At 69.1% G+C, this 1,321-nt stretch carries 1 protein-coding gene and 1 pseudogene; both read right to left on the minus strand.

All coding sequences use genetic code 11. The annotated features are described in order from the left end of the window. The coding region (sucD, locus tag O4J56_RS31970; protein WP_270690976.1) for a succinate--CoA ligase subunit alpha at positions 1 to 850 on the minus strand (850 nt) is incomplete at its 3' end. Positions 851 to 865: 15 nt separating this feature from the next. Continuing rightward, a pseudogene (locus tag O4J56_RS31975) lies at positions 866 to 1,321 on the minus strand (ADP-forming succinate--CoA ligase subunit beta); the annotation flags it as partial.

Consider the following 1,321-nt stretch of genomic DNA (forward strand, 5'->3'; position numbering starts at 1 on the left):
TCTCGCTGGGGGTCTTGCCGACCTTCACGCCGGCCGCCTCCAGAGCCTCCTTCTTGGCCTGGGCCGTGCCCGCCGAACCCGACACGATCGCGCCCGCGTGCCCCATCGTCTTGCCCTCCGGAGCGGTGAACCCGGCAACATAGCCCACCACCGGCTTGGACACGTTCTCCTTGATGAACTCGGCCGCACGCTCCTCGGCGTCCCCGCCGATCTCACCGATCATCACGATCGCGTCCGTGCCCGGGTCGGCCTCGAACGCCGCCAGCGCATCGATGTGCGTGGTCCCGATCACCGGGTCCCCCCCGATCCCCACACACGTGGAGAAACCGATGTCGCGCAGCTCGTACATCATCTGGTACGTCAGCGTCCCGGACTTGGACACCAGCCCGATCCGCCCCGGCTTGGTGATGTCGGCCGGGATGATCCCCGCGTTCGACTCCCCCGGCGTGATCAGCCCCGGGCAGTTGGGCCCCACGATCCGCGTCCGGTTGCCCTTGGAGACCGCATAGGCCCAGAACTCGGCCGTGTCGTGCACCGGGATGCCCTCGGTGATCACCACCGCCAGCCCGATCCCCGCATCGACCGCCTCGACCACCGCGTCCTTGGTGAACCGCGGCGGAACGAAGATCACCGTCACGTCCGCGCCGGTGGCCTCCATGCCCTCGGCCACCGACCCGAACACCGGCACCTGCGCACCGTCGAAGTCCACGGCCTGCCCGGCCTTGCGCGGGTTGACCCCGCCCACGATGTTCGTGCCCGAGGCGAGCATGCGCCGGGTGTGCTTGGTGCCCTCAGAGCCGGTCATGCCCTGGACCAGCACCTTGCTGTCCTTGGTCAGAAAGATAGCCATGTCGGATTCCGCCCCTTACTTCGCGGCCAGTTCGGCGGCCTGAGCGGCGGCGCCGTCCATGGTCTCCACCTGGCGCACGGCCGGGTGCGCACGGTCGGTCAGGATCTTGCGGCCCAGCTCGGCGTTGTTGCCGTCCAGGCGCACCACCAGCGGCTTGGACACGTCGTCGCCGCGGCCCTCGAGCAGCTCCAGGGCCTGCACGATGCCGTTGGCCACCGCGTCGCAGGCGGTGATGCCGCCGAAGACGTTCACGAACACGCTCTTGACGTCGGCATCGCCCAGGATGATCTCCAGGCCGTTGGCCATGACCTCGGCCGAGGCGCCGCCGCCGATGTCCAGGAAGTTGGCGGGCTTGACACCGCCGTGGGCCTCCCCGGCGTAGGCGACCACGTCCAGGGTGGACATGACCAGGCCCGCGCCGTTGCCGATGATGCCGACCTGACCGTCGAGCTTGACGTAGTTCAGGCCCTT

This window comes from Nocardiopsis endophytica, from assembly GCF_027706725.1.
Taxonomy (GTDB): Bacteria; Actinomycetota; Actinomycetes; order Streptosporangiales; family Streptosporangiaceae; genus Nocardiopsis_A; species Nocardiopsis_A endophytica.